Origin of the sequence: Saccharomonospora iraqiensis subsp. iraqiensis (assembly GCF_000430445.1) — a bacterium.
Taxonomy (GTDB): Bacteria; Actinomycetota; Actinomycetes; order Mycobacteriales; family Pseudonocardiaceae; genus Saccharomonospora; species Saccharomonospora iraqiensis.
In genome coordinates this window covers 8590-10543 of sequence record NZ_KE387125.1, presented here as the reverse complement: position 1 = coordinate 10543, position 1954 = coordinate 8590, and the positions used below count along the sequence as shown (strand labels likewise).

Annotated in this window: 3 protein-coding genes; all 3 read right to left on the bottom strand. The window is 72.5% G+C overall.

Annotated elements, in window-relative coordinates; all coding sequences use genetic code 11:
- Nucleotides 1–57 precede the first annotated feature (57 nt).
- Entirely contained in the window at nt 58–669 is a 612-nt protein-coding gene (locus ACTIR_RS0118760) for a DUF1707 SHOCT-like domain-containing protein (protein ID WP_026455429.1), read from the bottom strand.
- Between the two features lie 93 nt (nt 670–762).
- Complete coding sequence (locus ACTIR_RS0118755; protein ID WP_026455428.1) at nt 763–1413, bottom strand: response regulator; 651 nt, start codon at nt 1411–1413, stop codon at nt 763–765.
- Nucleotides 1410–1954, bottom strand: a 545-nt coding sequence (locus tag ACTIR_RS24305; RefSeq protein ID WP_034240991.1) for a sensor histidine kinase, incomplete at its 5' end; no start/stop codon positions are given. The genes ACTIR_RS24305 and ACTIR_RS0118755, both read right to left, overlap by 4 nt.

Genomic DNA, 1954 nt, shown 5'->3' with positions numbered 1-1954 from the left:
GCGGCCAGGGCGGCCGTCGCCGCCGGGTGAGCCGACGCCCCGGACCCGGCGCGGGTGTCAGCCCGCGAACCAGTTCCGCCGCGGGTGCCGCAGCGTCAGGGAGCCGCCGTAGAGCCTGCCGGTGACCACGAACCGCGGTCCGTCCGTCGCGTGCGCGGTGTGCGTGCGGTCGTGGATCGTCGCCCACTTCAACTCGTCCAGACCGTTCAGGTCCACGACCGACCCCTCGGGCACGAGGAACTTCACCGCGCACCACTTGGTGTCCAGCCGCAGGTGGACCTGCGGGCCGGCGAACTCCGCCTCGCTGAAGTCGATCCGCGTGTCGGCGTAGCGGTTGCGCACGGACAGTTCGGCGGGCACGAACCACCGTCCCTTGCGCACCAGCTGGGCACCGTACGCGCGGAGTTCCATCGGCTCGGAACCGGCACCGGCGGGCGCCGGGGCGGTCGGCGTGGTCGGGGCGGGTCGCGGCACATCCGGGTGGCCGAGCCCGGGCAGATCCACGAGCACGGTGTTGAGCTCACCCCGGGTGCGGGCGGCCAGGGCGGTGTCGGTCCGTTCGGTGAACTCGTCCAGCGTCAACATGCCCCGCCCGATGGCCTGTTGCAGCAGTCCGACGACGTGCTCGCGTTCGGCGTCGGACACGCGCAGGTCCCGCTCGGCTCCCATGTGCGTCGATGCTAGCCGGGCGCGCGTGCGGACGGATCCGGGATGACCCTGAGAAGGCGCCCCGGACCCGCCGGCACGCCGACCGTGTCCCGGTCAGGACTCCCGGTCGAGTCCGTGCTCGATGGCGTAGCGGGCGAGTTCGACGCGGTTGTGCAGTTGGAGTTTGCGCAGCGTCGACTGGACGTGGTTCTCCACGGTCCGGTGGGAGATCACCAACCGGTCGGCGATCTGGCGCGCGGTCAGCCCCTTGGCGACCAGCCGCAGCACATCGGTCTCCCGGTCGGTCAACTGCGGTGGCGGTTCGCCCGGCGCGGGGGCGTCGGCCATCCTCCGGTACTCGCCGAGCACCATGCCCGCGAGTCCGGCGGTGAACACCGGGTCGCCCTCGGCCGTGCGGCGGACCGCGTCCACGAGTTCGTCGACCGAGGCCGACTTGACCAGGTATCCCGAGGCACCCGCCTTCACCGCCTGGAGCACGTCGTCGTGTTCCCCGCTGGCCGAGAGCACGAGCACCCGTGTGTCCGGGAGTTCCCCGGTGATCGTGCGGGTGGCCTCGACACCGGAGGTGCTGCCGAGGTTGAGGTCCATCAGCACGACGTCCGGTCGCACGGCACGGGCGATCCGGGTCGCCGCCGCACCGTCCGAGGCGGTCGCCCGCACCTCGAACCCGTGCTCGGTGAGGTCCCTGGCGACGCCGTCCCGCCAGATCGGGTGGTCGTCGACGATCATGACCGACACCGTCATCTGCCTCTCCCTCCCGGAGCCGGGCGCGGGACGCGCATCTCCCATTCCGTCCCCTGGCCCGGTGCGGTCTGGAGGGCGCAGGTGCCACCGAGCGCGGCGACCCGTCCACGGATCGACTTGGCCACCCCCAGGTGCCCCTCACCCGCCGCCTGCTCCAGCCGCCCCGGCGGGATGCCGGGACCGTCGTCCCTCACCGTCAACACGACTTCCTCCCCGAGATCCTCGAGCAGGACCCAGGCCTTCGCCTCGGGTCCGACATGTTTGTCGACATTGGACAGTGCTTCCCGGACGGTGGCCACGAGTTCCTCCACCGCTGTGCCGGGCATCGGCACCTCCCCGGCGGGTGCCGAGACCTGCACCCACGACGTGCTCAGGACCTGCAGCGCCGCGCGCAGGTCGGCCCGGTCGTCACCGCCGGACCCGCCCGGTTCGGTGCTGACCAGCGCACGTAACGCGATCTCCTGTTCGCCCGCCAGCCGGGCGAGGTCCGCCGCCTCGCCACCGAGCTCGGATCCCCGGCGGCGCACCCGGGCCAGCACCT